Source organism: Bartonella sp. B1099 (genome assembly GCF_944801835.1).
Lineage (GTDB): Bacteria > Pseudomonadota > Alphaproteobacteria > Rhizobiales > Rhizobiaceae > Bartonella.
In genome coordinates this window covers 40,789-67,502 of the sequence record NZ_CALYLN010000001.1, presented here as the reverse complement: position 1 = coordinate 67,502, position 26,714 = coordinate 40,789, and the positions used below count along the sequence as shown (strand labels likewise).

At 38.4% G+C, this 26,714-nt stretch carries 18 protein-coding genes and 1 pseudogene; all 19 read left to right on the top strand.

The genetic code is table 11. The annotated features are described in order from the left end of the window. Nucleotides 1-57: 57 nt before the first annotated feature. Nucleotides 58-765, top strand: coding sequence for a hypothetical protein (locus NNJ73_RS00275; RefSeq protein WP_254492202.1), 708 nt, complete (start codon nucleotides 58-60; stop codon nucleotides 763-765). Nucleotides 766-928: 163 nt separating this feature from the next. Next, nucleotides 929-2,095 carry a site-specific integrase gene (locus NNJ73_RS00270; protein WP_254492201.1) on the top strand — a complete coding sequence of 389 codons (1,167 nt, stop codon included), beginning with the start codon at nucleotides 929-931 and terminating at the stop codon, nucleotides 2,093-2,095. Nucleotides 2,096-2,305: 210 nt separating this feature from the next. Beyond that, entirely contained in the window at nucleotides 2,306-2,506 is a 201-nt protein-coding gene (locus NNJ73_RS00265) for an AlpA family transcriptional regulator (RefSeq protein WP_254474096.1), read from the top strand. A 103-nt stretch (nucleotides 2,507-2,609) separates the two neighbouring features. Next, nucleotides 2,610-3,008, top strand: a complete 399-nt coding sequence (locus NNJ73_RS00260) for a toprim domain-containing protein (RefSeq protein WP_254492200.1) — start codon at nucleotides 2,610-2,612, stop codon at nucleotides 3,006-3,008. Next, nucleotides 3,005-4,600: a YfjI family protein gene (locus tag NNJ73_RS00255; protein ID WP_254492199.1), complete on the top strand. Its 1,596-nt coding sequence runs from the start codon at nucleotides 3,005-3,007 to the stop codon at nucleotides 4,598-4,600. Before NNJ73_RS00260 ends, NNJ73_RS00255 begins: the two co-directional genes overlap by 4 nt. A 615-nt stretch (nucleotides 4,601-5,215) precedes the next feature. Continuing rightward, on the top strand, nucleotides 5,216-10,132 hold the full coding sequence (locus tag NNJ73_RS00250) for a type ISP restriction/modification enzyme (protein ID WP_254492198.1): 4,917 nt from the start codon (nucleotides 5,216-5,218) through the stop codon (nucleotides 10,130-10,132). Nucleotides 10,133-11,828: 1,696 nt separating this feature from the next. Beyond that, a complete protein-coding gene (locus NNJ73_RS00245; protein WP_254492197.1) occupies nucleotides 11,829-12,539 on the top strand; it encodes a hypothetical protein in 711 nt (236 codons plus the stop codon). Nucleotides 12,540-12,627: 88 nt separating this feature from the next. After that, a complete protein-coding gene (locus tag NNJ73_RS00240; protein WP_254492196.1) occupies nucleotides 12,628-13,290 on the top strand; it encodes a hypothetical protein in 663 nt (220 codons plus the stop codon). 83 nt (nucleotides 13,291-13,373) lie between these two features. Then, nucleotides 13,374-13,976 carry a hypothetical protein gene (locus tag NNJ73_RS00235; protein WP_254492195.1) on the top strand — a complete coding sequence of 201 codons (603 nt, stop codon included), beginning with the start codon at nucleotides 13,374-13,376 and terminating at the stop codon, nucleotides 13,974-13,976. A 91-nt stretch (nucleotides 13,977-14,067) separates the two neighbouring features. Beyond that, nucleotides 14,068-14,838, top strand: a complete 771-nt coding sequence (locus NNJ73_RS00230) for a hypothetical protein (RefSeq protein WP_254492194.1) — start codon at nucleotides 14,068-14,070, stop codon at nucleotides 14,836-14,838. 1,658 nt (nucleotides 14,839-16,496) lie between these two features. Further along, entirely contained in the window at nucleotides 16,497-17,957 is a 1,461-nt protein-coding gene (locus tag NNJ73_RS00225) for a hypothetical protein (protein ID WP_254492193.1), read from the top strand. Beyond that, the gene (locus NNJ73_RS00220) at nucleotides 17,957-18,382 is read left to right on the top strand and encodes a hypothetical protein (protein WP_254492192.1); all 426 of its coding nucleotides are present in this window, start codon (nucleotides 17,957-17,959) and stop codon (nucleotides 18,380-18,382) included. Before NNJ73_RS00225 ends, NNJ73_RS00220 begins: the two co-directional genes overlap by 1 nt. 1 nt (nucleotide 18,383) lies before the next feature. Next, complete coding sequence (locus NNJ73_RS00215) at nucleotides 18,384-19,307, top strand: hypothetical protein (protein ID WP_254492191.1); 924 nt, start codon at nucleotides 18,384-18,386, stop codon at nucleotides 19,305-19,307. Between the two features lie 39 nt (nucleotides 19,308-19,346). Next, nucleotides 19,347-20,756, top strand: coding sequence for a hypothetical protein (locus NNJ73_RS00210; protein WP_254492190.1), 1,410 nt, complete (start codon nucleotides 19,347-19,349; stop codon nucleotides 20,754-20,756). Between the two features lie 2 nt (nucleotides 20,757-20,758). After that, nucleotides 20,759-22,903 carry a glycine zipper family protein gene (locus NNJ73_RS00205; RefSeq protein WP_254492189.1) on the top strand — a complete coding sequence of 715 codons (2,145 nt, stop codon included), beginning with the start codon at nucleotides 20,759-20,761 and terminating at the stop codon, nucleotides 22,901-22,903. Continuing rightward, entirely contained in the window at nucleotides 22,896-23,531 is a 636-nt protein-coding gene (locus NNJ73_RS00200; RefSeq protein WP_254492188.1) for a transglycosylase SLT domain-containing protein, read from the top strand. The genes NNJ73_RS00205 and NNJ73_RS00200 overlap by 8 nt, the downstream gene beginning before the upstream one ends. Before the next feature lie 11 nt (nucleotides 23,532-23,542). After that, on the top strand, nucleotides 23,543-24,544 hold the full coding sequence (locus tag NNJ73_RS00195) for a phage tail protein (protein ID WP_254492187.1): 1,002 nt from the start codon (nucleotides 23,543-23,545) through the stop codon (nucleotides 24,542-24,544). Between the two features lie 9 nt (nucleotides 24,545-24,553). After that, the gene (locus NNJ73_RS00190) at nucleotides 24,554-25,567 is read left to right on the top strand and encodes a phage tail protein (protein ID WP_254492186.1); all 1,014 of its coding nucleotides are present in this window, start codon (nucleotides 24,554-24,556) and stop codon (nucleotides 25,565-25,567) included. Nucleotides 25,568-25,574: 7 nt separating this feature from the next. Then, nucleotides 25,575-26,709: pseudogene (locus tag NNJ73_RS00185) on the top strand (phage tail protein). Nucleotides 26,710-26,714: the final 5 nt, after the last annotated feature.

The following is a 26,714-nucleotide window of genomic DNA, read 5'->3' as shown; positions in this document are numbered from 1 at the left end:
CTATAGTATACATGACATATAATGTCAAGTTCGTTTCAATTACGGAAAGGTATTTTAATGGCACGTCATTATATTCGGGTTAGGACCGGCGGACCAATACCGGCTGGTCAAAATGTTTATCGTCACAGAAAAACCCTTTCACACCTCGTGTCTGTCATTCAAGATGAGATTGATGACGTTGCGGATGAATATGTATCTCAAATCCAAGAAAGTATTTTCGCTGCCATTCGTTTTTGTGAGAGGGAAACTTTTTACTTTAACGAAAGCCGCGATGTGGTATTTCAAACAAGGGCTGGGCAAGGGGCTTATGATGCAACCGATACCCGCCATATCGAAACAGCTGTTAAAATCAAAAGCGTTTACTTGGGTTCTGATGAACATCATAAGTTTGCCTTGGCGTGTAAGGACCATGTTTCTTTAGAGCCTTTATTGCGATCAGAACAGCAAGGAACGCCGGTTTGTTACAGTTACTTTGATAGGAAATTGCATCTTTATCCTACACCGGACAGAGCCTATCAAATTCAACTCATTCTCTCTCCATTGCGCTTAGCAGAGATAGAGAGTGTTGATGAAGAGCATCTATGGTTTGTGCACGCGTTTGATTTGATTAAGGCGCGTGCAAAATATGAGTTGTACAAGAATATCCTTAAAGATCCCGATTGTGCAACGGCAGCTTACAATGACTTTAAGGAGCATTTGCATGAATTGCGTGCAGAGACCTCTCAACGTCATAACGTCACCCGCATAATTCCAACAAGACATTGATTTATAATGATAATTCACTGTTTTGCATATTGAATGAGAGTCTCGAATATCGTAAGATTCTCTCATTTCAAATCTGTTTATGTTGCATCAATTAAAATCACTCATTTGCACGTCACAAGCGGGATGAGTGTGTGGATCAAATTTGTATAAGAAAGGAGTAAAAATGGTCCTTATGAACCGTCTTAATGCAAAGTCTGTCGCAACATTGGGGGCTGGCAAATATAATGATGGTGCCGGCTTGCTTCTTCATAAGCGTAAAGATGGAGGTGCTCAATGGATTTATCGTTATACCATTCATGGGCGGCGCCGCGAAATGGGCTTAGGCGCTTTAAGAGATGTTTCTTTAAAACAAGCGCGTGAGTTGGCAACGGGGTGGCGTTCTATTCTTCGTGAAGGTCGTGACCCCATTAAAGAACGCAACAAACAAAAGCGTGAGGCAATAAGCAATCTCCATTATTTAAAAGATATTGCTCTAGATGCTTTTGAAACTCGGAAAGCAGAATTAAAAGGTGATGGTAAAAATGGAGATTGGTTTTCACCTTTAAAACTTCATATTTTACCAAAATTAGGCTGCCTGCCCGTTTCTGAGATTACCCAAACAGAGATACGCAATGTTCTTGCTCCTATTTGGCATTCAAAAGCTGGAGTTGCTTATAGAGCTCTTAATCGTCTTAATCTTTGTCTCAAACATGCGGCTGCCTTAGGTTTGAATGTTGATTTACAAGCAACAGAAAAAGCACGCGCGCTCTTAGGTAAACAACGTCATAAAAAGCAAAATTTACCAGCGATGGATTGGAAAGATGTGCCGGCTTTTTATAAAACGCTTTGTGAAACAACAGCTATAACACAGCTGGCTTTGCGTTTGCTTATTCTGACAGGAGTCCGTAGGAAGCCCTTGTGTCATATGCATAAAGATCAAATTGAGGGGGATATATGGACTATCCCTGCTGAGAATATGAAAGGAAGGCGTGATGCTACAACAGAATTTCGTGTGCCTTTATCATCAGAAGCAATGAAAGTAATTGAACAAGCCCGATGTATCTCTAAAAGTGATTTCATCTTTTCATTTACTAATCGTGGTCCTCTTTCACCTACGATAATGGCTACGTATATGAGAAAAAATAAAATTGAAGCCTGCCCCCATGGTTTTCGCTCTAGTTTACGCGATTGGCTTGCTGAAACAACCGATGCCCCCTATGAGGTTGCTGAAACCATTCTAGCTCATACGGTTGGGGGTAAAGTAGAGCGTGCCTATCGTCGTACTGATTATTTAGAACAGCGCCGTGTCTATATGGATAAATGGACGGCTTATGTCACAGGTCAATCTTAAGATATGGGGTGTAATACCCCATTATCTGTGGATAACTTTCTCTCTCTTTTCTCTCATTCTTTCTCAATTAAACTCATAAATTATCACATGAGAAAATATATGATAAAATACTGTTTTCTATAAACTAAATACCTTTCATATGATGCAAAAATATGGTTAATAAATGCTTATGATTTGTTCTCATTTTTTAATATTTGAAAGGATTTTACTATGACAGAAAACGATATTCTTTTAACAGACCGTGAAAGTGCAAAATTGCTTCATATGAGTGTCTCAACTTTCCGCCGTCATGTGACCAATGGCTCTCTTCCAAAACCTTTAAAATTTGGTTTTTTATCGCGTTGGTTACAATCGGATCTTACCAATGTTATCGAACAAGCAAAACAGCAACGTCAAAGTGATGCGGCATAAAAAAAACCTTGTCACATAAGGATGGACAAGGCTTTTCATTTTCACACGAAGTTAATGAAGTGCAGAGTCCGTCCTATGATGCAATCATTATAGGATCAAAAATATGTTTTCTTTTACGAATGTGCAGGGCATTACACGTGCCTTGCATGGGGTTTGGTATGGGTGTTATGGACTTGCCCGTTGCCCTGCTCACGATGATCAATTGCCTAGTTTATCCATTACCAATGGAAATGATGGGCGTCTCTTGCTCACTTGTTATGCTGGCTGCTCTTTTAGAGAGATCATACAAGCGCTCACAAGAATTGGCTTGCTGGGGAAACAAGCCTTTTTAAAAGCCAATGGCTGCAAAACAGATCAAAAACCAGCAGATGATGCGGGTCGTAAAGCAGATTTTACTTTAGCAAAGCGTGCTTATAGCCAAGGCTTTGAGGTCTTTATCATGCAAGCTCCAAAAGGAACCGATTTCAACGATTTTCTCTATCATTCAAGGTACGTAATATGAAACAAGATAATAAAAATATTTTAGAGAAGAATACCCCCGTCAATGATAACGATAATGCCTCTTTAAATGATAATGCTTGTTTAAAAGCCATTCCTTATGAACAAGCCTTGCAACAAAATGGTTGGGGAGAATTAAAACCAATTGAGAGTGCTCTCTTACCCGTCGAACCTTTTAATCCATTACAGCTCCCAATGCCATTCATGGACTATATTTATGACGTTTCAGAGCGTCAACAAGCCCCTCTCGATTTTATGGCTGTCTCTGCTCTCTGTGGTTTGGCTGCTGTGATTGGAAATGGCGTGCGAGTTGCTCCAAAACAACATGATGATTGGACAATTGTTCCTAATCTTTGGGGGGCTCTTATTGGTCAATCGTCAACATATAAAACACCAGCCATGAAAGCCGCTTTAGCTCCTATCACGCGCCTTCAAAAGGAATGGTATAAAGAGTGGTTAAAGCAGAAAGAAAGGCAAGAAATTGAAGAGAGATTAGAAAGTTTAGACAAAAGAGAAAAAGAAAGACAAGCCAATAAAGCGCTAAAAAAAGGTGAGTGTGAAACAGCCCGTGCTCTGTTGTTTGAAACGCTCTCTAAAGACAGTGCTCATGATGATGATGTCTCGCGTTTTATTGTCAATGATGTGACCGTCGAAAAGCTTGGGGAATTGTTAAAAGAAAACCCCCGTGGTCTCTTAATGGTCCGTGATGAATTGTCTGGTTTTTTAGCCAATTTGGAGAGAAAGGAATATCAAACAGACCGTTCTTTCTATTTAACAGCTTTTAATGGAGATGATCAATTTACCTATGACCGTATCGAGCGTGGAACCATTTTTATTCCCCATGTAACTTTATCAATGATTGGAGGCATTCAACCTTCACGAATTATTCCCATCATTCAAGCCATGCACCGTGGAATAAACGATGACGGCTTATTGCAACGGTTTCAAATGCTGGTGTGGCCCGATGAGACAAAAGAGTGGCAATTGGTTGATAGACCTCCCAATCAAGAGGGTTGGCAAAAGTATGAAGGTGTTTTTCGTTCTTTTCGTGATAAACGACTAGGTTCTCCAGAACATCCGCTGATCATGCGTTTTATGCCAAAAGCACAAGAGAAATTTTATGAATGGTTAGAAAATCTTCATAGAGAGGCAAAAAGTGGTCGTTTCTCTGAAAGCTTACAATCGCATGTTTTAAAAATGCCAAAGACCATAGCAAGCCTTGCGTTGATTTTTGAACTTCTTGACAGCGGGCGTTTTGAAATTGGTCTCTATGCTATCACAACAGCGTTGCGTTGGGAAAAATATCTGATAAGTCACGCAAAACGTCTTTATGCGGCGGGGGATACATTAACAGCAGAGCGTGCAAAATTGATTGTCGAACGCTGTGATTGTTTACCCGATGTTTTTACGGCAAGGGATATCTATAGACGATGTTGGAGTTCTTTAAAAAATAAAGAAGCTGTCACGCAAGCTTTAGAGCTTTTATGTCGTTCTAATCACCTGCGAAAAAAGTTTATAACACATCAGACAAGTGGACACCCTAGCGCCTATTATGAATGGCATCCTTTGGTCAAAAACAACAGCATAAAACAATAACACCTCTTTTGAAGTTTTTAAAACAATCACACAAAACTCTTTTTATAGCATTCTCATTAAGTAATTTTTTTCCAAAAAAAATGATCTGAATGACTTTGTAAAAAGAGTTTTGTCAGTGCTGTCAGTCTTGTCAGTTCTTTTTAGCCCCCCCTTTCTATATATTTTTTAATCAAAAATAAAAGTTATTATATTTCAATAGATTAATGACTTTAAAACACAACTCATATCAATGGTGCAATCTTTAAAAATAACCAATGATGTAAATTGATTAAAACCTGTCAGTTATCTGTCAGTAAATTGAACTGACACAAATACCCTTTTCAATGATTTATAAAACTTATCAAAATAATCATTATGATATTTTAAGCGCCCATAGTGAATTTGTCTTGAGTAACACATCAAATGAATAGCAAATTTCACTATTTTGCTGATCTGATCTTTCTCATAGGCTGTTGATAAGTATCCTTTTAAAAACTCTTTTGAAAAAATTATCGGCTTTTTAGCAGTTTTTTCCCATTTTTATCGATATTTGTTTTAAACGCATTTAATTGAATTCGTTTTGATTCTTTTGATGGTTATTGATCATCTTATAAGACAAGGGATTTTTATTGTAATATGCTGCAATCTGTTAAGTCTGATAATAAACACGTCACGCTACGCTCTCTGTTGGAATATTATCGTCAACAAGCAACTTCAAATGCTAAAAAGGGAAAAATTTTTGAAGATTTTGTTAGCAAATATCTTATGCATGACCCTATCCATTATGGACGCTATGAAAAGGTTGAAAGCTATTTTGAATGGGCTAAAGAGCGTGAGGATTGGAATAAAAATGATATCGGCATTGATTTGGTTGCAAAACTTCGCAATCAAGAAGGTTATGTAGCTATTCAATGTAAGTTTTATAAAGCTGACCATCAGATCAGTAAAAAGGATATTGATAGCTTTATCGCAGCCTCTGGAAAAGACATCTTTAAATATCGCCTTCTCGTTGATAGCACTGAAAGTGAATTAAGTGACAATGTGAATGCCATGATTAAAGGACAAGCGATACCCGTTTATCGCATTGACCTTCGTCATATGGAAAACAGTCGTATAGATTGGCAAATATTTGCAACAAAACAAAAAGTTGTTCTGAAAGTTACAAAAGAACCTCGTCCCCATCAGAAAGAAGCCATCAAGAAAGTCTGTGAAGGTTTAAAAGAAGCAGACCGTGGCAAGCTAATTATGGCATGTGGAACAGGCAAAACGTTCACAAGCCTTAAGATAGCAGAGACCATAGCGGGAAAAGGCAAGCGTGTGTTGTTTTTGGTGCCTTCTCTTGCTTTAGTCTCACAAACAATCCGTGAATGGACACTGGACACACAAATTCCCTTGCGTTCCTTTGCGGTGTGTTCGGATACAAAAGTAGGAAAGCGTCGTAAAAACCAAGATGACATGGTTGGCATGGAAACATCAGATCTTGTTCTTCCTGCTACAACAGATGCAAAAGCCCTTGCCAAAGAAGCTTGTGAAAACTTCGCAGAGGCAATGACGGTCATCTTTTCAACCTATCATTCCATTCAAGTGATTTCCGATGCGCAAAAGGAATATGATTTACCCGAATTTGATCTAATCATTTGTGATGAAGCACACCGTACGACTGGTGTTGTATTAGGAACAGACAAGCATGAATCTGAATTTATCAAGGTTCATGATAACAGCATCATTCAAGGTAAAAAACGTCTATACATGACAGCAACCCCTAAGATCTTTACTGACAAGCTGAAAAAGAAGGCTGACGTATCCGATGCCGTTCTGGCGTCCATGGATGATGAAGCGCTCTATGGGAAAAATCTTTACACTTATACTTTTTCAAAAGCTCTACAAGATAAACTTTTAGCACCCTATAAAGTTATCGTCTTAGCTGTTGATGAAGCAATTATCAACGCAACAATTCAGAAACGTCTTAAAGATAAAAATTCCGAACTTATTCTTGATGATACAACCAAAATCATTGGCTGCTACAAAGCACTGGCTCAAATAGAAAAGAAGGAAGACGATGGCATAAAACCTATGCGTCGTTCTCTGGCTTTTTGTAAAGATATCAATACATCTGAACGCGTTAGTGAGATTTTCAATGATGCTATTGATGAATATCATAAATTTGTTCCTGAAAGTAAGACATCTCTTATCTTTGATGTTAAGCACATTGATGGGACTTTTAATGGTAAAGAGCGTAACAAATTACTTGATTGGCTTAAAGAAGATACAGATGAAAATAACTGCCGTGTGCTCACCAATGTGCGTTGTCTTTCAGAAGGGATTGATGTGCCCGCTCTTGATGCGGTTATGTTTTTACACCCGCGTAAAAGTCATGTAGATGTGATACAAGCGGTGGGGCGTGTGATGCGTCGCGCAGAAGGTAAAACAACAGGCTATATCATTTTACCCGTTGGTATTCCCTTCAATATTCCACCACAACAGGCTTTAGAAAACAATAAAAAGTATGATGTCATCTGGCAAGTTCTCAATGCTTTGCGTGCTCATGATGACAACTTCAAAAACAAAATGAAAGCCTTAGAGCTAGACCAAGATGTTCGTCATCTGTTTGAGATTGTAGGGGTAACTTTTGACCCTGCTTTACAAGCAATGACCGCAGTTGTTGACGAACTATCCTTCCATGCAAAGTCTGAAAGTGCTGGGCTCCATATTGGTTCAGTAGCGAATGAAAACCCTCATAGGTATGAAGTACAAGAAGAATTCTATTTTTATATTGATGAATTATCGCGTGCTATTAAGCCAATCATTGTCAGAAAATGTGGGGAGGCTAATCAATGGGGAAACTGGGCGGGTAATGTTGCGGCAATTGCACAAAATCATATTATCCGTCTTAAAAGCATACTCGCTGATAAAAAGAGTGAAGCTTATCGTGCTTTTCATGTTTTTCACAAGGAATTAAAGAACGGTTTAAATGACAGTATCGAGCAAGAAGATGCACTTGAGATGTTGGCGCAACATCTTGTGACGCGTCCTATTTTTGAATCCTTGTTTGATGGAAATGAGTTTGTGAGTAAAAACGCCATCTCGCAAGCTATGGAAAAGATCTTAGCTGAACTTGATAAGATGAATATCAAAGACGAAGCCAAAGATCTTGATAAATTTTATCAAAGTGTAAAGGAGGATACAGAAGGTATTATTGAAACGCGCGCAAAACAGAATCTTATTATCAGACTTTATGAAGATTTTTTTACCAAGGCATTCAAAAAGACAACAGATAAACTTGGAATTGTTTATACCCCCATTGAAATAGTCGATTTTATCTTACATTCCGTCAATGATGTTTTAGAGCAAGAGTTTGGACAAAGCTTAAGTTCTCGAGGCGTCTCTATTCTAGACCCTTTTACTGGAACTGGGACCTTTATTACACGACTTTTACAATCCAATCTCATAAAACCAGAGGATATGGAATATAAGTTCCGAAATGAAATCAAAGCCAACGAAATTGTTCTCTTAGCTTATTACATAGCTGCCATTAATATTGAATCGACCTATCATAGTCTTATGAAAGGAGATTATATACCCTTTGAAGGGATTTGTTTAACTGATACGTTTCTGATGCTGGAGGAGAAAGATTTCTTCACACGCTATATGTTTGAGAATTCAGAGCGGTGTAAAAAACAGCAGGAAGCCGATATCCAAGTTATTGTTGGAAACCCTCCTTATTCAGTAGGGCAAAAAAATGCCAATGATAATAATCCAAATGTACGTTATGACACGCTTGATGATAGTATTTATGAACAATATATATTACGTTCAACAGAAAAAATGAATCGCAATAAGCTTTATGATAGCTATATTAGGGCAATTCGTTGGGCAAGTAATCGCCTCAGTCTACAAGGTGGTGTTGTGGCTTATGTTTCTGGTAATGGATGGATAGATAAAATTTCTGCTGACGGTATGCGAAGTTGCCTACAAAGTGAATATTCTGCTATTTATATTATTAATCTTCGTGGGGATATTCGAAAAAACAGATTGTCGAACAGAATGGCAAAAGAAGGACAAAACGTCTTTGGCTCTGGATGTCAAAATGGAATATCGATAACTCTTTTTGTACGTAATCCAAAAAAACAACAGCCTTGTAAGATTTACTATCACGATATTGGAGATGATCTTTCTACAAAGGAAAAATTAAAGCAATTGCGTAAATTTAAGAGTATAAAAGGAATAACACAATCCAAACAGCTTATTGAAATTACTCCTAATGAAAAGCATGACTGGATAAAACCAAGAGATGTCAATTTTTATCAATTCATGCCTATGGGAGATAGAAATACTTCAATAGATACTAAACTCTTTGAAGAAGTATCACTTGGCATGAGAACAGCACGGGATGCTTGGGTTTGTAATTTCTCGAATGACGCATTAAATAAATCCGTTCAAAAAACAATTAATTTTTTTAATGAACAAAAACGTCTCGTTGCTGAAAATCCGTCTATACCTATAAAAAAGATCATTGATTATGATGCTACCAAAATCAGTTGGGCTGATGCGCTTATATCTAAATTGAAGAAAGATATAAATGCAACATTTGAACCTCATTTAAAGGCTCTTATTCTTTATCGCCCATTCATGGCAATGTGGCATTATACTTCACCATTCTTAAATGAAGGACTAGGACATACACATCAATTTTTTAATCCAAATATTCTTAACAATCTTGGAATTTGTGTTTCGGGAATAGGTAATAGATCAGGTTTTTCCTGTCTCATGACAAATAAGCCGATTAGCTTTGATACATTAGAAAAATCAAGATGCTATCCGTTTATGCTCTATTGTGAAGAGGAAAAACATCATGATCATAGTTTGTTTGCTACAGAAACAAAAAAGAAAGTTCGTGACGGCATTACAGATGCGGGGTTAGCACATTTTAAAACTGCTTATCCTAATGAGAATATAACTAAAGAAGATATTTTTTATTACATTTACGGTATACTTCACTCAGAAGATTATCGTTCTCGGTATGCTGATAACCTCTCTAAAGAACTCCCTCGTATCCCTTGTGTAAAGAGTGCTGATGATTTTTGGAAATTTGTTACAGCAGGGCGTGAATTGGGTCATTTGCACGTAAATTATGAAACTGTAGAACCTTATCCGGTGACCTTTAAAAAAGGCAATCCAAAATTAACTGATATCTCTAGTCCAGAGAAGTTTTATTACGTTACAGAAATGAAATTCGCAAAAGTTAAGAATAGTAAGGAAAAGGATAAAACAACGGTTATTTATAACAGCAATATCATAATGACAGATATCCCTCTTGAAGCTTATGAGTATATCGTTAATGGCAAGCCTGCTCTTGAATGGGTTATGGGGCGTCAATGCGTTAAAACTGATAAAAAAAGTGGTATTGTTAATGATGCCAATCGCTATGCTGTTGAAACCGTTGGAAACCCTGCCTATCCTCTAGAATTGTTTCAAAGGGTTATTACTGTAAGTTTAGAGACAATGAAGATTGTTAAGAACCTACCAAAATTAGAAATTAGAGAAACTGAATAGACTTATTAAGGTATGCTCATATAATGGGTATGCTATCTTATAAGGGGTATAGAGCCTTATAATCTATACCTCTTTTATTAAGTTGATTAGATACAATCTTAAAAGGAATAATTTATATGCGTTCTTCTAAAAAAAGAAGCTTTACACTTTTAAACACCCTTATTTGGATTACCTTTAAAAGATTATACCGTAATTTAAAGTGATAGCTTTATCCTTTTCAAAAGCTCTGTTTAAAAAGAGTTACATATATTCATTTTGCTTATAAGTTTTTAAGGTTTCTAACACTCTCAAAATACCTTCAAAACATATTATGAGTTGTGTTTATAGCTTTATAATATCACTATAGGTTGTTATTTTTAAACTTAATAAAAATTAAGGTATTGAAATATAATAACTTTTATTTTTTTGATTTAAAAAAAAATATTATAAGGGGGGGCTAAAAAGAACCTTCAAAATCTTCAAAATACTCAAAACTCATAACCATAATGATTTTAATAGCATGCCTTATGATTATAGGCTGTCTTTTAAAAAGCTTTAAAGGATCACATGCTTTCATAAGACATGTTTTAATCATTTTCTAAAATTATAAATTTATCTATTAAAGTGAAGTGATAAAAATACATTAAAGGGATTTTGAAAATATAATCAGTTTTCACTTTCATGCGCTTTTCATAAAGCACGTTTTAATCACTCACTAAAATGATCACTTGTGTCAGTTCAATTTACTGACAGATAACTGACAGGTTTTAATCAATTTACATCATTGGTTATCTTTAAAGATTGCACTATTGATATGAGTTGTGTTTTAAAGTCATTAATCTATTGAAATATAATAACTTTTATTTTTGATTAAAAAATATATATAAAGGGGGGGCTAAAAAGAACTGACAAAACTGACAACACTGACAAAAGTCTATTAAAAGGGATTTTGCTCATCTCTATAATTAGCAATCTCTCTTTAGATGTTTTCATAAGAAACTATAAATCTCAATTATCCTATTTATCATTTCTCTTATAAACATGAAAAATAATGATGCGGTGGCTATAAAGCAGATAACAGCTATAAAACACCCGTGAAAACAGCAGGCTTTCATAATAAAAATGCAAATGAAAGCATGATTATAAAGACAGTTCCTATAAAAGGCTGTTAAGTTGCAAATGTGTTATTAAAAGAAATTAACAGAAATCTTTAAAACCATTTAGTAAAAAACAAATACGTTATAAAGTTAAAAATACGCATGATGAGAGCGTTTCTAAATATTATAAATGTATAGATTCAAAAAATAACGCAATCGTTTAAGAAAGCCCATAATATATCTTTAAAAGCACATAATACAAAAGAAGAAATTAATAAGCATATGATAAATATTTGCACATAATGCATTTAAAAAAATCATAAAAAATATCAAAAAAGATAAAATATTATTTGACAATAAATAGGTATTTTGTTATATAAATATTCAAGTGATCAAAACACTAAACCATTAGCGAATAGGTTACGATAAACCTAATCCTACTATAAAAACTGACTATCTTTTATGCTCTAGTTAGCGTATATGATGATTTTGTCGGGTGTAGCTATGTTATACAATACCCTTTCGAGGGAAAAGCATAGCAACAGACTAATGGCTGTGTTTTGAGCGCCCGACGCCCTTATAGGGTGTTAATTTCAAAACTCAAACCATTAGGTGTAAAAATGAATTCTATTGTTAATAAACAAAAAACATCTCCAAAATACGAATTTATTGATGATTGTGAATATATAGATGGTCATTTCTTAAAGCGAATTAGAGCTTTAAGAGATTTTGATGATGTCAAAAAAGGCGACCTCGGGGGGTATATTGAAAGTGAAGATAATCTCTCTCATGATGGCAATTGCTGGGTTTATGATAAAGCACGCGTTTTCCAAAATGCTAGGGTTTTTGAGAATGCTAAAGTAAAAAGCTTTTTTGTAGATGTTTATGGCAATGCTAAAATTTATGGCAATGCTATTTTTCAAGGCATGGCAATAAATGATTATTGTGAGGTTTATGGCAATGCTCATATTGAAAATGCCGTTATAATTGAAGGGAATGTTAAAATTTATGATAACGCCCGTGTAAGTGGGCATGCGCATATTTCTGATGAGACTGTCATTTGTGATAATGCTCATGTCGGTGGCAATGCAAAAATAAGTGATGGTGCTTATATATGTGATTATTCTTATGTTATTGATGATGCCGTGGTTTGTGGTTCTTATGTATCAGGTTCTTCTTGTGTTCATAGCGCTGCCTCTTTAACTTCTGATGATCAAATTCATGATGAAGCAATTCCAAGATTTGGTAGTAAAGATGATTATTATCGTCATGAATATTATGATGATTATGGCTATGATGATGACAGCGCATATGAAAGTGACGCTGCTTAAATAAAGCACGGGCGCGGCGGGGGCGCCTGCTTTCTAACCAAATTCTTTCATTTTAAAAATTGAATCTTCTTTATAAAGGAATTGTGCTATGCAAAAAAAGTTTGCACTCACAAATGAGACACGTGTATTAAATAATCAAACTCTTTATCGTATTAAAGCATTAAGAGACTTTGCTGATGTTAAAGCCGGCTCTTTAGGTGGCTTTATTGCAAATGAAAGCAACCTTTCTCATGATGGCAATTGCTGGGTTTATGATAATGCTCTTGTTTTAAATACTGCCTATATTTATGAAAATGCAAAAGTTTCTAATAACGCTATTATCATGGGCTTTGTTTATGGCAATGCGCATGTTTGTGACCGCGCCCGCGTTTATGCAAATGCTCATGTTTATGACAATGCGCATCTTTCTTATAACGCTTGGGTTTATCAATATGCAAGGGTTTATGGGAATGCAAAATTATCAGGAAGTGCTCGTATTCATAGCAATGCCGTGGTTTATGATCATGCTGTTGTGAGTGGCGCTGCAAAAATATATGGCAAGGTTTATGGTAATGCTAGCGTGGGGTCTCATACTGATGTTTATGGCTCTGTTTATGGGAATGCGAAAATCTCTGATTATATCGTGATTAGAGGCAAGGTCTATGGCAATGCAAGGATAAAAAGACATAGCGGTTTATGTTGGGTTCCCATAAATTGTGAGGTTTATGAAAGCGATCACGTTGTCAAGATTATTGAAAACAAAGCAGCATAAATAAAAGCAGCGGCGCGGCGGGGGCGCCCCTTCTTTAAACATTTCATTTAAAAATTTAAATCTCTTTATAAAGGAATTGTGCTATGCAAAAAAAGTTTGCACTCACAAATGAGACACGTGTATTAAATAATCAAACTCTTTATCGTATTAAAGCATTAAGAGACTTTGCTGATGTTAAAGCCGGCTCTTTAGGTGGCTTTATTGAAAAGGAAGCTAATCTATCCCATGATGGCAATTGCTGGGTTTATGATGAGGCTCTTGTGTTTAAAAATGGTCACGTTTATGAAAATGCAAGGGTTTTTGGCAATGCTATCACTTGTGGTCGTGTGTATGGTCATGCGCGGGTTTATGATAATGCTATCGTTGCTGGTCATGTCTATGATAGTGCTCATGTCTATGGCAATGCTGTTATTTCTGATAATTCCCATGTCTATGGCAATGCTCATGTTTATGGCAAGGCTATTATTTATGATAAAGCCTCTGTTTATGATAATGCTAGGGTTTATGACAATGCTCGTATAGCAAATAACGTGCATGTTTGTGAAAATGCTCATATCCATGGCATTGCTGTTATTCGTGAAAATGTCGGTGGGTCTACTGAGATTAAAACCTATATTGAACGGCTTTCCCCTTATGGAGAATTAGAGATTGTCTATGTCTCTCCAAAAATAAAGCAGCATAATTGAATGCTCGGGCGTTGCGGGGGCGCCCTTCTTTTAAATTTTCCATTCCAAATTTTAGCAAACGTTTATCACATTAGATTGTGAGGGTATTCTTATGTCTAAAAAATATGAATTAACCAATCAAACAAAACAAATTAAAGATAGATTAACAAAACAAATTACAAACCTTTATCGCATTCGGGCTTTAAAAGATTTTGATGATGTCAAGGCTGGCGATCTAGGTGGCTATATCGAAAATGAAAGCAACTTATCACACTATGGCAATTGCTGGGTTTATGATGAGGCTCTTGTCTATGGCTATGCTCATGTTTCTGATCATGCTAAAGTAAGGCATCTTTCTCATGTGCGGGGGCGTGTCTATGGCAATGCTGAGGTTTATGGCAAGGCTGTAATCACTCGATATGCAAAAATTTATGACCATGCTTGTGTCTATGACAGTGCTCATGTCGCAGGGAATGTTTATGGCAAAGCTCATGTGAGTGGTTGCGCCCGTGTTTATAGCAATTCCCATATTTATAATCATGCGCGCGTTTCTCATGATGCTTTTGTTTATGATCATGCAAGGATCTATGGTCATTCAAAGGTTTCTGGGTCTGCTTGTATTTACAGCAGTGCAAAAATTTATGGACAAGCTGCTATCAAAGGCTTTGCAAAGATTTATGGCAAGGTCTATGGCAATGCTATAGTGAGTGGTCGTGCCGCGGTTTATGGCTCTGTTTATGGCAATGCGAAAATCTCTGGTTATGTCAAGGTTTGGGGTCGTGCCTATGGAAGAGCAAAAATAGATACACAAAGTAAAATAAGATTGGTTCCCGATAATTATGAGGTCTATAAAAGCGATGAGGTTGTAAAGATTGAGAAATAAAACAAATAATAGTGTGTGAGTGCCTTCTTTATGGCTATAAATGCATTATAAGCATTGTTTAAAACGTATCATAAAAGAGAGAATTCAAAAAGAAAGCCGTGCCATTAATATGACGCGGCTTTTCAATAGAGGTATGTGCAAATAATTCATACAAACGAAATTAACAATGAATGCCTATATACAAAACGTATTATATTGCAAGCGCTTTCTTGTCTTTATGAAAACTTATCAAAAGAACCTTAAATGATGGCTATAATTTTGATAGCATGCATTTAAATGAGAGAGTGAATTTAGAAACTATAAACATTTGTTATAGCTATCAAACGTATAATCATAACGTCCATTTCTTAAAGAGATTCATTTGAAACAAAGCACATTATCAAAACGCTTCTTAAAACGTTTTAATATACTACTAAGCTCAAAATTGAGTTGAGTGAATTCAAATAACGCATTGTCTAAAATCAAAACATATTAAATAAATCAAAACGCTTTTATCAAATCTAAGGCTTTTAAGATTTGCTCTGCTGTGAAATCTAGATCTTTGTTTTTTCGTAAATGAAACGTTCTTAAAAACAAATGATAACTGTTATAAAACATCAGTTTCAAACGTTTAAACATTCACTTAAAGAGGTCCTTATAAGCGTATTTTTACTTTTCATTAAAACCTAATCTTTTTAAAAATTAGCCGGCTCAATTTTGAGTTGGCAAAATCAACCAATCCAATTTTGGAGGCGTTATCTTTAGAATAGAGCATTCTTTAAACAATATCGCTTTTGACTCCAAATTTAGAAAAATCCCATGCCTTTATGATCTTACAATGGTTTTTAACTTTGCTTGCTTACCTTTATCTAAATAGCTGCCCCCAATTTTGGGGTGAGTGCTTTTAAACGATAACTTTTAAAACGTTTTTTATTACCATGTCTAAGGTATATAGTATTCTACTTCTATGGCATTATGCGCCTCCATTTTTTTATGGAAGCGAATATAGTTCTGTTCTTCAAAAAAAAACTGCACTTAATTCATTAAAAGGTTTTCGCATCATAAGACATAACGTTTTGAATTTCATATCTGTTGTGATGATAGTATCTGTATAACGCCTGCCTATCATTTTCTAAATTTTTAGAAAGCGTTTTAAAAACGATTTTGTCTTTAAATCTTTTTATGCGTCCTTAATAAATGAAAATCTATAAGCTTATAAAAGTTTTAAATGATTACTTTTTTAAGGTTACTATAACATTTTTAGATTTTGCGCTCGCCAATTTTGGCGAACGTTAATTTGTTCCCTTTATGTGATTAGCAAACCAATCTTTAAAACAAGCTGTGCTCTTTAAACGTATGTTATTGAAAATTTCAAACGATTAAATTTTAAAACAATGCGATTTTTGAGTGATAAAAACGTATCATAAAATTTATGAACTGTTATGAATGATAACGGCTTTTCATTTCATTTAAATGACGCATGCGTTATAATATTTGCATCATGATTTGCTTTTTATGCTCTATTCATACGTGACAATCCTATATAAAAAATGGTCAAATGAATCACGTATAAAAGTGTGGATTCTTAAGTGGATTCATATAAAATAATTACACTCAACCTATTGACTTTATTGTGTTTTTTGGTATTATACTGCGTATAATTCCAACGGATTTCTAACATGGTTTATTTTCCTATAGCCGATTATCGACCGGATATTTCGGTTGTCAATGGCAGCTTTACAGATAGCCTTGTGAATGTTTTACCGGCAGATGGCGGTTACATTCCTATGCCGAGTGCAACGATTGTTTCTAAGGTTCCTTTGGAAGAAAAGCCGTTGGGTTGTATAGCTTTTAGAAGTGGCAATGGTGTTAAGATTATTGTTGGAGGTAAGCAAAAGCTTTATAGTTATGACAGTCAAACGCAGGGTTGGAAAGACATCAGTCAAAGTGGTGTGACGTATCATGCGCATGAAGATAATCAATGGTCATTTGCTTTGTTTGGTCAAAGAGTTATTGCGGTGAATAAAAATGACAAACCGCAAGTCTTTAATACCCACAGTTCTGAAAGATTTGAAGATTTAGGGGGCAATCCACCGAAAGCCGGATTGGTGAAGGTTTGGGGACCTTTTGTTTGTTTGATGCAATTGACAGATAATCCCAATCGCATTCATTGGTCTGGTTTGGATGATGCAACCCATTGGACTGTTAAGCAGAAAAATTGTGATTTTCAAGATTTTCCGGATGGAGAATATGTCCAAGGGGCAACAGAAACGACCAATCCGCTCATTTTTATGCGTTCTGCTATTTATGCAGGAACCTTTGTTCCAGGTTCTAAGATAGTGTTTACGTTTCAAAAGATTCAAGACAAGCGAGGCGCGCGCAGTGCAGCCTCTATAGCTTGTCGAGGCAGTGACACCTTTTTTGCGAGTGATGGTGGCTTTTATCAGATGAGTTTGGATGGTCAACTTTTGCCGATAGGCTTTGAAAAGGTTGATAGAACGGTTTTTAAAACATTTGATAAGTTTGCTCTTGATGAGATGCAAGGGGTTATAGACCCCGTTGATAACCGGATTTACTGGTCTTTAAAGAGAGGTAACAACGAGCAAACTACCTTTATTTATGATTGGGGTTTGCAAAAGTGGTCGACGATACAAGGAAAGCCTTTCACATTTTTTCCAGTCTTTACGACAGGTTATACTTTAGAACAATTGGATGAGATTTCGATCAATCTTGAGTCCTTACCGGCTTCTTTAGATAGCCCTCGTTGGCAAAGTGGTGCGCCTATCCTTGGGGCTTTTGATGATCAAAATCATCTTGTTATGTTTACAGGAGCCCCAATGGAGGCAACGGTTGTTTCGCAAGAGATGGGGGCACCGGATGGAAGTTTTAGCTTTATCACGAAGATATTTGCAGAGGTTGATACGACGCAAGGTCTTTTAAGTATTGGTGAGAGAAGATTGCGTAATCACGATACGCCGATCACATGGCATAAGGAGAGGATATGTTCTTATGTCACAGGTGCTTATCATGGTCGCTCACGCAATCGTTATCACCGCTTTAAATTGCGCATTCCCGAATATGAATCTTGGACAATGATTACGGGTTTTAATGTTGATTTACGTCCTTTAGGCAGAGGATAATGGCAAAAGTCTATTTGACCAGTTCTTGGGATCTGGAGCGTATAGCGCCGTATTTTGAAGAGATCATTGCGTCATTGAGTGATTATGTAGAGCGTTTCAAACATGAAGTTACGTTACAAGAACTGATTGAAGCCATTTGCAGTGGCAAGAAACAGTTGTGGCTTGTTTTGGATGATGACGAGCGATTTTTAGCGGCTGTTACGACCCAGATACAACAGACAGTTTTAGGAAAGAAGCGCGTTTTGATTTGTGAATGCAGTGGCAAGGGCGTTCTTGATCAAATTGATAATTTAAAAGTTGCAGAAGATTGGGCGCGTGAGAATGGCGCTTTCGAGATAGAAATTTTAGGGCGCTTAGGCTGGAAACGCGCATTGGACAGGCAAGGTTACGGCATAACGATGCTTTATTACAGGAAGGAATTATGACATGGGGAGCAAGACACCGACAACACAAGAACAGAAGCAGGTGCAGACGAGCGCCCCGCCTTCTTGGATGCAGAATGTCTTTAAGCGTGGTGGTGCGGATGCTTATAAAATGTATAACACAGGGATGGGTGGCAATGTTTATGGGGGACCGCGTGTTGCGCCGTTAAGTGATCAGACGCGCTATGCCATTGGTGGACTTGGAAGTATACCTCATCATTATCAAAACCGTTCTTTGATGAATACGATCTACAATCCAACGTTGGCAGCAAATAATCTTGGAAGAATGGCTTCTGGCGGTATGGTTGGACAGAATCCCTCTTTTAATGCCGCTCTTCAAAATAGTTTAGACCGTGTAAGAGATACGATTAACAGTTCTTTTGCAGGTGCAGGTCGTTATGGATCTGGTGCACATACAGATGTATTGGCAAATGAACTTGGTGCTTTGTCTACAAGTGCTACAGCAAACCAGTATAATCAAGATGTACAGAACATGATGCAAGCCAATGCAATGATTGATCAAGCCAATCAAAACCAGTTGGGAGCTTCGAATAACTTCTTACAGGGTTATGGCAATGCCTATTCTAATGCCATACAGGGAGGAGGCGTGCTTGATAATTATAATCAACGGCTTGTTGATGCCAATCGCGAACGTTGGCTGGAGCAAGACAATAGCGGTTGGAACAGACTGAACATGTTGATGAATGCCGGTCATGGTTTTGCAAGAAATTACGGTACGACGACGAATAACAGTACGAATTCTCTGGTGCAAGGCAATAATCCTTGGAGGAATGTAGGAACTGTAGGTTCTCTAGCGCTTCAGGCAGCACCAATGGCTTTTGGTTATATGATGGGTGGTCCAGCAGGAGCGGCAGTAGCAGCAGGAATGTCGAAAGAAGTCATCGAACTTCTTCGTAAGAAACAATAACTGAAGAATAATTAAACAATAGCTTTGTAGGAGAGTGTGATGGTTGCACCGATAATCCCAATGGCTTTAGTGGCAGGAGCGAGATTTGCACCGCATATTATGCGATATCTTTATCCCAGATTGGCTCCAAAAGCGGTTACAGGGGCGCAAAGATTGGGACAATTCATGAAAGCAAATCCAAAGAGTGTTATATCTACTGCTGCGGGGATGACTCTCGCCCCTTTGATGGCACCAGAGGAGGTTCAAGCCCCCTCCAACCCCTATTTACAAAATATGCAGCAGCCATATGGACCATTTATGCCCTCTACGGCTCTTAAAACGGAAATGCCTCTTGGTGTAGGCAATCATCCACCTATGCCAAATCCACTGGAGGAATCCTTACAAGAACTTACACCTAAAGTTGATGTTCCCCAAACACAACCATTGCCACCTACATCACAAACACCGCCTTCTGAACCAACAGATTTAGAAAAGTTTTTACAATCCAATACTTATAAGTTTTTTCAATCAGATGCTTATAAAAAGCTTCAAGATCTTTTTGCAGGCATGTCGGCAGCACCCTCCGGTGGTTCTGGATGGGATGCGCTTGCAAGTGGTGTGAAGCATCTTAATGAAGGCGATAAACAAAGAGGGCAGGTTAACCAAACCGTCGAGTATCTAAAATCCAAAGGCTACAGTGAAGAAGAAGCTGCTGTCATGGCACGTAACCCTCAAATGCTTAGTGCACTGCTAACAGGTGGTGATAAACCTAAAGTTTCTGTTGATTACCAGTTGATTACCAATCCTGAGACTGGAAAGTTTGAAGCAGAAGTCATCAAGGGATCTAAGGCATATCAAGAGATACAACAGCGTGAACAGTTGAAAAAGTTACAAATAGTAGATGCCAAAATTATGAGAGAGAGTACAGCGTATACGATAAATGAAGCACTTGAGATACTTAAGAAAAATCCTAAAGCATCTACTGGTGCTATTGGTCAGTTTTTACAGTATTTGTGGAATACACCCGCATCACGTTTAAAAAATCATCTTGAAGCTATCAGAGGGGGAGTGATGCTTCATAAGTTAGAGAGGATTAAGGCACTATCACCTAATGGTGCTTCAGGATTGGGTAATTTGACTGATAGGGAAGGTAAGACTTTAGAAAGTGTTTATGGTGCTTTGCAACAGAGTTCATCTCCTGAGGATCTTATAAAGAATTTGCAACGTTTACAGGAGATTTATAACAAAGCGACAGATGCTCAAATAGCTATTTTGATGAATGATAATATAACAGCTGCGGATGTGGATGAAGCATTTGGAAGTAGCGCGCAGTATTCTATGGATTCGCGAATGTCACAAAGAGGTAGTGCAAATATACCTAAGATGAGTTTAGAAGAGGCATCTATTAAGGATAACGTACCTTATTTTATCGATAGTTCCAGTGGTAAAATTCTGGTTAAGGAGAAATAGAAATGAATCCTTATAAGACTTCTGGATATGTATACGCTAAGAATGGGACACGTTTTCGCGTGGTTGAAGATGCAGCTGAGATTGAAAAAATTATAAAGCTACATGCTAATAATCCTTCTTCATCTTCTTCTCAATATGTATACGCCAAGAATGGAACACGTTTCCGAGTAGTTGAAGATCCTGCTGAGATTGCGAAATTATCCAATAACTTTGTTGAAGGACTACAAAATACAGCAAATCAATCAAGAGTAACAGATGATTTTTCATTTGATGATAAAGATCTTACGTGGTGGGATGCACTTAGAAGTCATGGTACATCTGGTTTGACAGCAGGATATAGTGATGAGATACAAGCGGCGAATGAAGCGGGTTTTAAGGATTATTGGAGTGGCGATAAACGGGCAGAAGAGATTTACAATAGAAGGGTAGCAAAAGAACGCGCTTACCAAAAAGCCTTGGAAGAAAAACATCCATGGTTGTCTCAAGCTGCTTATCTTGTTGGTTCGCTTGTACCAACAGCACTTTCATTTATTCCTCCGCTTGGACTTTTGAGAGTAGGTGCTGCGGCATCAACATTTGGAAATATTGGTAAGGCGGCAATTTTAGGAGCGGGTTCTGGTGCTTTACATGGTTCTGGTGCGGGAGATGGTCTTTATGACCGCCTTGCTTCGGCAGGGATTGGTGGTGGTATTGGAGCAGTTGCTGGTCCTGTTGGTTCTCTTGCTGGTACAGGAGCTTCTTGGGGATTAAGAAAAGCGGGACATGGATTGCAACAGGTTCCTTTTGTAAGAAGGCATTTTAATCCTGCTTATAAAGACGTTCAAACCAAAGCGGTTAGAGAAGTTGCAAAAACATTATATGATGATGGTGTTGAGAATGTTGCAGAACGCCTTGCAAGTGCGCCGCGTCACGCATTTTTGACAGATATTAGTCCGAATTTAGAAGTATCACTTGCTAATATGGGAAAAACAAATACGCGCGTTTCTGAACTTTTGAAACATGCTCATGGGGAAAGGGTACAGAACGCTATCCGCCGTATTGGTCAATCGGCAGATGAAAACATTACTCCTCTCCAAGATACGAAAGTTTTAAAAAGGTTGCTTGAAGAGCAAGGGAAAAGAGAATATCAACCTATTTATGCGCAAGTGTATCGTACTCCAGTAGGAAAAGAGCATTATCCAGCTCTTAATGATCTTTTTGAACATGAAGCATTTCAAGAAGCAGTTGAACGAGCCGTTAAAATCTTAAAGAAAGACCGTCGCAATGCAAAGCCAGAAATGTTTTATTCTAAAGATTTTCGCCATATTAATTATAAGCCTACGATGGAGTTATTAGATGAAATTAAGAAGTCTCTCGATGACCTTCGCGACAAATATCATAATTCTGGTGATAAACGCATGGCTTCTGTATATCAGTCGCTTAAGAAAGATTTAGTAGAGATAGCGGACCAGATTGCTCCTACTTATAAAGTAGCACGTGGTAGTGTAGCAAAATATGAAGGTTTTGAAGAAGCAATACAACAAGGCAAAAAAATTGCAGAAAGAGATGTATCTGGAGAAGGAATTGCAGAAGGTCTTCGTAAAGGAGCGATGCCGGATGGTCTCAATACCTATCGCGTTGGGATGAGAGATTATATCGATGACATATTAGAAAAATCCCGCCCTATTAATACACTTTCGGATATTTTACAAACAGGTAGCATGTCTAAAAATCTTAGCAGGTCTTTAAGCCCTAAAAACGTTAAAGCGTTCAGAAAAGCTGTAGATGATGAAAGATTTTATGAAGATGCGGCGAAAAGAGCACTAAAGCCATTTCAAGGAACACCAGAGGCTTCTCCTTTAACAGGTGTTAACATTCCGTACGGAAAAGTTAGTACAGCACGTGCTGGGGCAAAAATTACTCAAAATATTTTATCTGATACGATTAGAAAATTGCCTCAAAAAGAGAGACAAATATTTGAAAGTGATATAGCAAAGTTAGCAACTTTTGGCGTTAAAGGTATGACCCAGCAAGAAGTAGCTCAAATGTTACAAAGGTTCATAAATTGGCATAAAAAGGGAGTTTTGACTGAGAAGACAATGCATTTCATTTCTTCGATATTGATGGGAGAAGCGGGCAGATTTGCAAGGAGCAAAATCTATGGCTAGATATAACCCTTCAGTTGATCAAGCGATACGTCAAGCAGCGGTGCGGTATGGCTTGCCGGAAAGCTATTTATACCGTGTTGCGCAAGTTGAAAGTGGCGGTAATCCCAATGCAAGGAATCCCCGTTCTTCTGCGGGTGGGTTGTATCAGTTCATAGACAGCACCGCTAAGCAATATGGCTTACAAGACCGTTTTGACCCCATGCAGGCAGCCGATGCCATGGGGCGGTTTACGCTTGATAATCGCAACCATTTAAGCCGTTTGTTGGGAAGGGCGCCTACAGATGCGGAACTGTATTTAGCCCATCAACAAGGAGCAGGGGGAGCAGCGCGGCTTTTGCAAAATCCCCATGCCAATGCAGCGCAATTGGTTGGGAGCAATGCGGTTGGTTTGAATGCAGGCAATAACGCAATGCGCGCAAGTGATTTTGTTAATCGTGTATTTCAGATGTATGGTGGACAGCCTTATAGAGCAAGCCCTATCGCACGGGGTGGTATGGGCGATAGAGAGAACTTGCTGGAGGTTTTACGGGTATTACTAGCGTCACAGGAAGAGCCTTTGGAAGAAGAAGAGCGTGAAGATGATAATCCTTTGATGACGCAATTCATGCGGGCATTTTACGGAGTTTAGGGGTCACAAATATGTCAACGATTTATGATTGGTCGCTAAGAGCGGCGGATAACACGCGCGCAGATGATTTGATTGATTGGTCAGAGGGACAACACCCTAACACAGTCAATAACAGTGCGCGTGTGATGATGCAGCGTGTCAAGGAATACTTGTTAGACATGGGTGGAACACTTGAAGGGATTGTGACGAATGATCATGTCCAACGAATAAGTACGATAAGGCTTGAAAGCCAATCACAGTTTTTAGAATACAAGAATGGTATCGTTTTACGCTTTATGGCGATGGATAAGAATATTGGAGCGACGACAGTTTTTCTGAATGCTTTAGAGGGCAAGCCGGTTTATAAAGCGACCGCCTTAGGGATTGGTCCTTTATCGGGCGGCGAAATCCAACAGGGATGCATTTATACATTGGTATTTAGTGGAGATCATTGGCACCTTGTTAATCCCACCTCTATCCCTTTAGAAGAAGAACTCAGTCTTTATCCTACTGGTTTTATCGGAACGTTTGCGATGCGTGATCTTCCAACAGGTTGGTTACTCTGTGATGGAAAGGCTTATTCGCGGACTGATTATAGTGATCTGTTTTCTGCGATAGGGACGGTTTGGGGAGAAGGGAATAGTGTTACGACGTTTAATGTTCCGGATTTTCGGGGGATGTTTTTACGAGGTGTTGATAGCGGTCGTCATATTGATGAAGGGCGTTCTTTTGCAAGTGTGCAAACAGATTTAATGGAGTCACACGAACATCAGGGGCAAAGTCTTTCCTTTCCCCATTTTACGAGCAATGAAGATTTTTGGGATGGGAATACGACGGCTGTTTTGGGGTACCGTCTAGGATTGTTTGGAGGGGGGGCTCTTGCAAACTTTATGGGAATAGAGCGTGAGAATTTAGGGAGCTATATTGCAAGCCCCTATGCTCTTGATGAAGATCAAGAGGTTGACTTGAGAAACTCTGGTGAAGGAGAGACGCGTCCAGTGAATGTTTCTGTTCTGTATGCGATTAAGACATGAGGTTTTACGATGTCGACGATCTATGATTGGTCTTTGAGAGCTTCTGAGAATGCCTATTGTGATGATTTGATTGATTGGTCAGAAGGACAGCGTCCTAGCAGCGTGAATAATAGTGCGCGTGTGATGATGCAACGCGTAAAGGAATATTTATCCGATACGAGTGGTATGATTGCAAATACCTTTACGGTTGATGCGGAACAACAAACGACGTTGATAAGACTTGAAAGCCACTGTCAGTTTTTAGCGTATAAGAATGGTATCACGGTTTGTTTTAAAGCGAAGGGCAAGAATGTTGGGGCAACAACAATTGCTTTAAATGCTTTACCCGCCAAGCCTCTTTATAAGGCGACGGAATTAGGCATGCGTGCTTTGACAGGAGGCGAGTTTCAAAAGGGGTGCATTTATCGTTTGGTTTATAGGGATAATGGTTGGCATGTTTTGAATCCTACCCCCTTGCCTTTATTACAAGAACCAATGATTTCAGTTTATCCTACCGGTACGATAGGGATTTTTGGAATGCAAGTTTTGCCAGAAGGCTGGTTAGTCTGTAATGGGGCTGCTTATTTGCGCAGTGATTATCCAGCACTTTATGAAGCGATAAGAACAAGATGGGGTGGCAGTGATAGTTGGACGAAGTTTAATGTTCCCGATTTGCGTGGCGTGTTTTTGCGGGGTGTTGATGATGATCGCGAGATAGACCGTTTTCGTTATCTTGGCACATTACAGCATGACACTATGAGAAAGCATGAACATGGAGGTCAATCGGTTACGATTTTGAATGATGCCAATGAGGAAGAGAGTTGGTATGGAAATATGATGATTATCTGGGGGTATGTGCTGAATGAGCAGCAAAGGGAAAAGCTTGCCGAGCGTTTGGGTGTGCGTGCAGAGGATATACGGTTGCATCATGTGCTTGCCTTTCCCCATTCCCATCTTCACATGCGTGATGTTGTTTGGGCTCGTTCAGGTGTCAGTGAAACACGCCCGATTAATATGAGTGTTGTGTTTGGGATTAAGACGTGAGGTCAAGATGTCAACGATTTATGATTGGTCTTTGAGCGCCTCTGAGAATGGTGGGGCAGATAGCTTGATTAATTGGTCAGAGGGACAGCACCCTAACACGGTCAATAACAGCGCGCGTTTTATGATGCAAAGAGTCAGTGAGTATTTATCCGATACGGGGGGGGGTATTGAGGGTATTATTACAGTTGATCAAAAACAAAAGACGAGTGCGATACGTCTTCAAAGTCAATCGAAATTTTTAGCGTATAAGAATGGTATCACGGTTTGTTTTAAAGCGAAAGGTAAAAACGTTGGGGCGACCACGATTGCTTTGGATAATTTGGCTGCTAAGCCCGTTTATAAGGCGACAGAAAGCGGTTTATTAGCCTTATCGGGAGGCGAGATCCAAGAGGGCTGTCTTTATACTGTTATGTATGATGAAGAGATAAGCGGTTGGCAAATTCTCAATCCAACAAGGGGAAAAGCGTCTTCTTTAAAACGCCTACCGTCTGGTTTTATTGGTCCTTTTGCAATGGAACGCTTGCCGGAAGGCTGGTTAGTCTGTGATGGGCGTGCTTATTTGCGAAGCAGTTATAGAGCGTTGTTTGACGCGATAGGAACGACATGGGGCGCGGGAGATGGCGTTTCGACATTTAATGTTCCCGATTTTCGGGGGATGTTTTTACGGGGCACAGATTATGAACGTGGTCTAGACCCTTGGCGTTTTTGCCAGCCAGCAAGCGTGTTCTTTAAAAGCGCATGAACATTTAATAGGACCGGCTTCTTCGGTTGACCGTTCTTCACGCAAGAAACGAGATGTTTCTTCTTCTGAAGCTTCTTTGCCAAGGCGAAAGAGATCACTGGATGAAGAGGAGTGTTTAGGGTTGAGTGGTGATGCCTTGGAAATGTGTAATCAAGAATTTGATCAAATCGCAGGAAGTTCACAAGTAGAGGTTCCCTTTTGGTTTACCGATAAAGATAAGCCGCCGCGCTTGCCTTGGTTTATTCGAAGCCCCTTTGCGAACTTTTTATATTATTCGACGCCTCTCAAAGAGGGCATTCATGATAGGGCGCATCATGATCATCATCTTATGTCAGAGAGGGTTGGTGGCGCTGAAACGCGCCCCGTTAATGTGAGTGTAATTTATGGGATTAAAACATGAGGAGT

Bases quoted from the DNA above. Each gene is read 5' to 3' on its own strand.
- NNJ73_RS00205 (WP_254492189.1), top strand. From the start codon at position 20,759: ATGAATCCTTATAAGACTTCTGGATATGTATACGCTAAGAATGGGACA.
- NNJ73_RS00220 (WP_254492192.1), top strand. From the start codon at position 17,957: ATGGCAAAAGTCTATTTGACCAGTTCTTGGGATCTGGAGCGTATAGCG.
- NNJ73_RS00240 (WP_254492196.1), top strand. From the start codon at position 12,628: ATGCAAAAAAAGTTTGCACTCACAAATGAGACACGTGTATTAAATAAT.
- NNJ73_RS00275 (WP_254492202.1), top strand. From the start codon at position 58: ATGGCACGTCATTATATTCGGGTTAGGACCGGCGGACCAATACCGGCT.
- NNJ73_RS00255 (WP_254492199.1), top strand. From the start codon at position 3,005: ATGAAACAAGATAATAAAAATATTTTAGAGAAGAATACCCCCGTCAAT.
- NNJ73_RS00250 (WP_254492198.1), top strand. From the start codon at position 5,216: ATGCTGCAATCTGTTAAGTCTGATAATAAACACGTCACGCTACGCTCT.
- NNJ73_RS00225 (WP_254492193.1), top strand. From the start codon at position 16,497: ATGGTTTATTTTCCTATAGCCGATTATCGACCGGATATTTCGGTTGTC.
- NNJ73_RS00265 (WP_254474096.1), top strand. From the start codon at position 2,306: ATGACAGAAAACGATATTCTTTTAACAGACCGTGAAAGTGCAAAATTG.
- NNJ73_RS00215 (WP_254492191.1), top strand. From the start codon at position 18,384: ATGGGGAGCAAGACACCGACAACACAAGAACAGAAGCAGGTGCAGACG.
- NNJ73_RS00260 (WP_254492200.1), top strand. From the start codon at position 2,610: ATGTTTTCTTTTACGAATGTGCAGGGCATTACACGTGCCTTGCATGGG.
- NNJ73_RS00230 (WP_254492194.1), top strand. From the start codon at position 14,068: ATGTCTAAAAAATATGAATTAACCAATCAAACAAAACAAATTAAAGAT.
- NNJ73_RS00245 (WP_254492197.1), top strand. From the start codon at position 11,829: ATGAATTCTATTGTTAATAAACAAAAAACATCTCCAAAATACGAATTT.
- NNJ73_RS00195 (WP_254492187.1), top strand. From the start codon at position 23,543: ATGTCAACGATTTATGATTGGTCGCTAAGAGCGGCGGATAACACGCGC.
- NNJ73_RS00235 (WP_254492195.1), top strand. From the start codon at position 13,374: ATGCAAAAAAAGTTTGCACTCACAAATGAGACACGTGTATTAAATAAT.
- NNJ73_RS00270 (WP_254492201.1), top strand. From the start codon at position 929: ATGGTCCTTATGAACCGTCTTAATGCAAAGTCTGTCGCAACATTGGGG.
- NNJ73_RS00210 (WP_254492190.1), top strand. From the start codon at position 19,347: ATGGTTGCACCGATAATCCCAATGGCTTTAGTGGCAGGAGCGAGATTT.
- NNJ73_RS00200 (WP_254492188.1), top strand. From the start codon at position 22,896: ATGGCTAGATATAACCCTTCAGTTGATCAAGCGATACGTCAAGCAGCG.
- NNJ73_RS00190 (WP_254492186.1), top strand. From the start codon at position 24,554: ATGTCGACGATCTATGATTGGTCTTTGAGAGCTTCTGAGAATGCCTAT.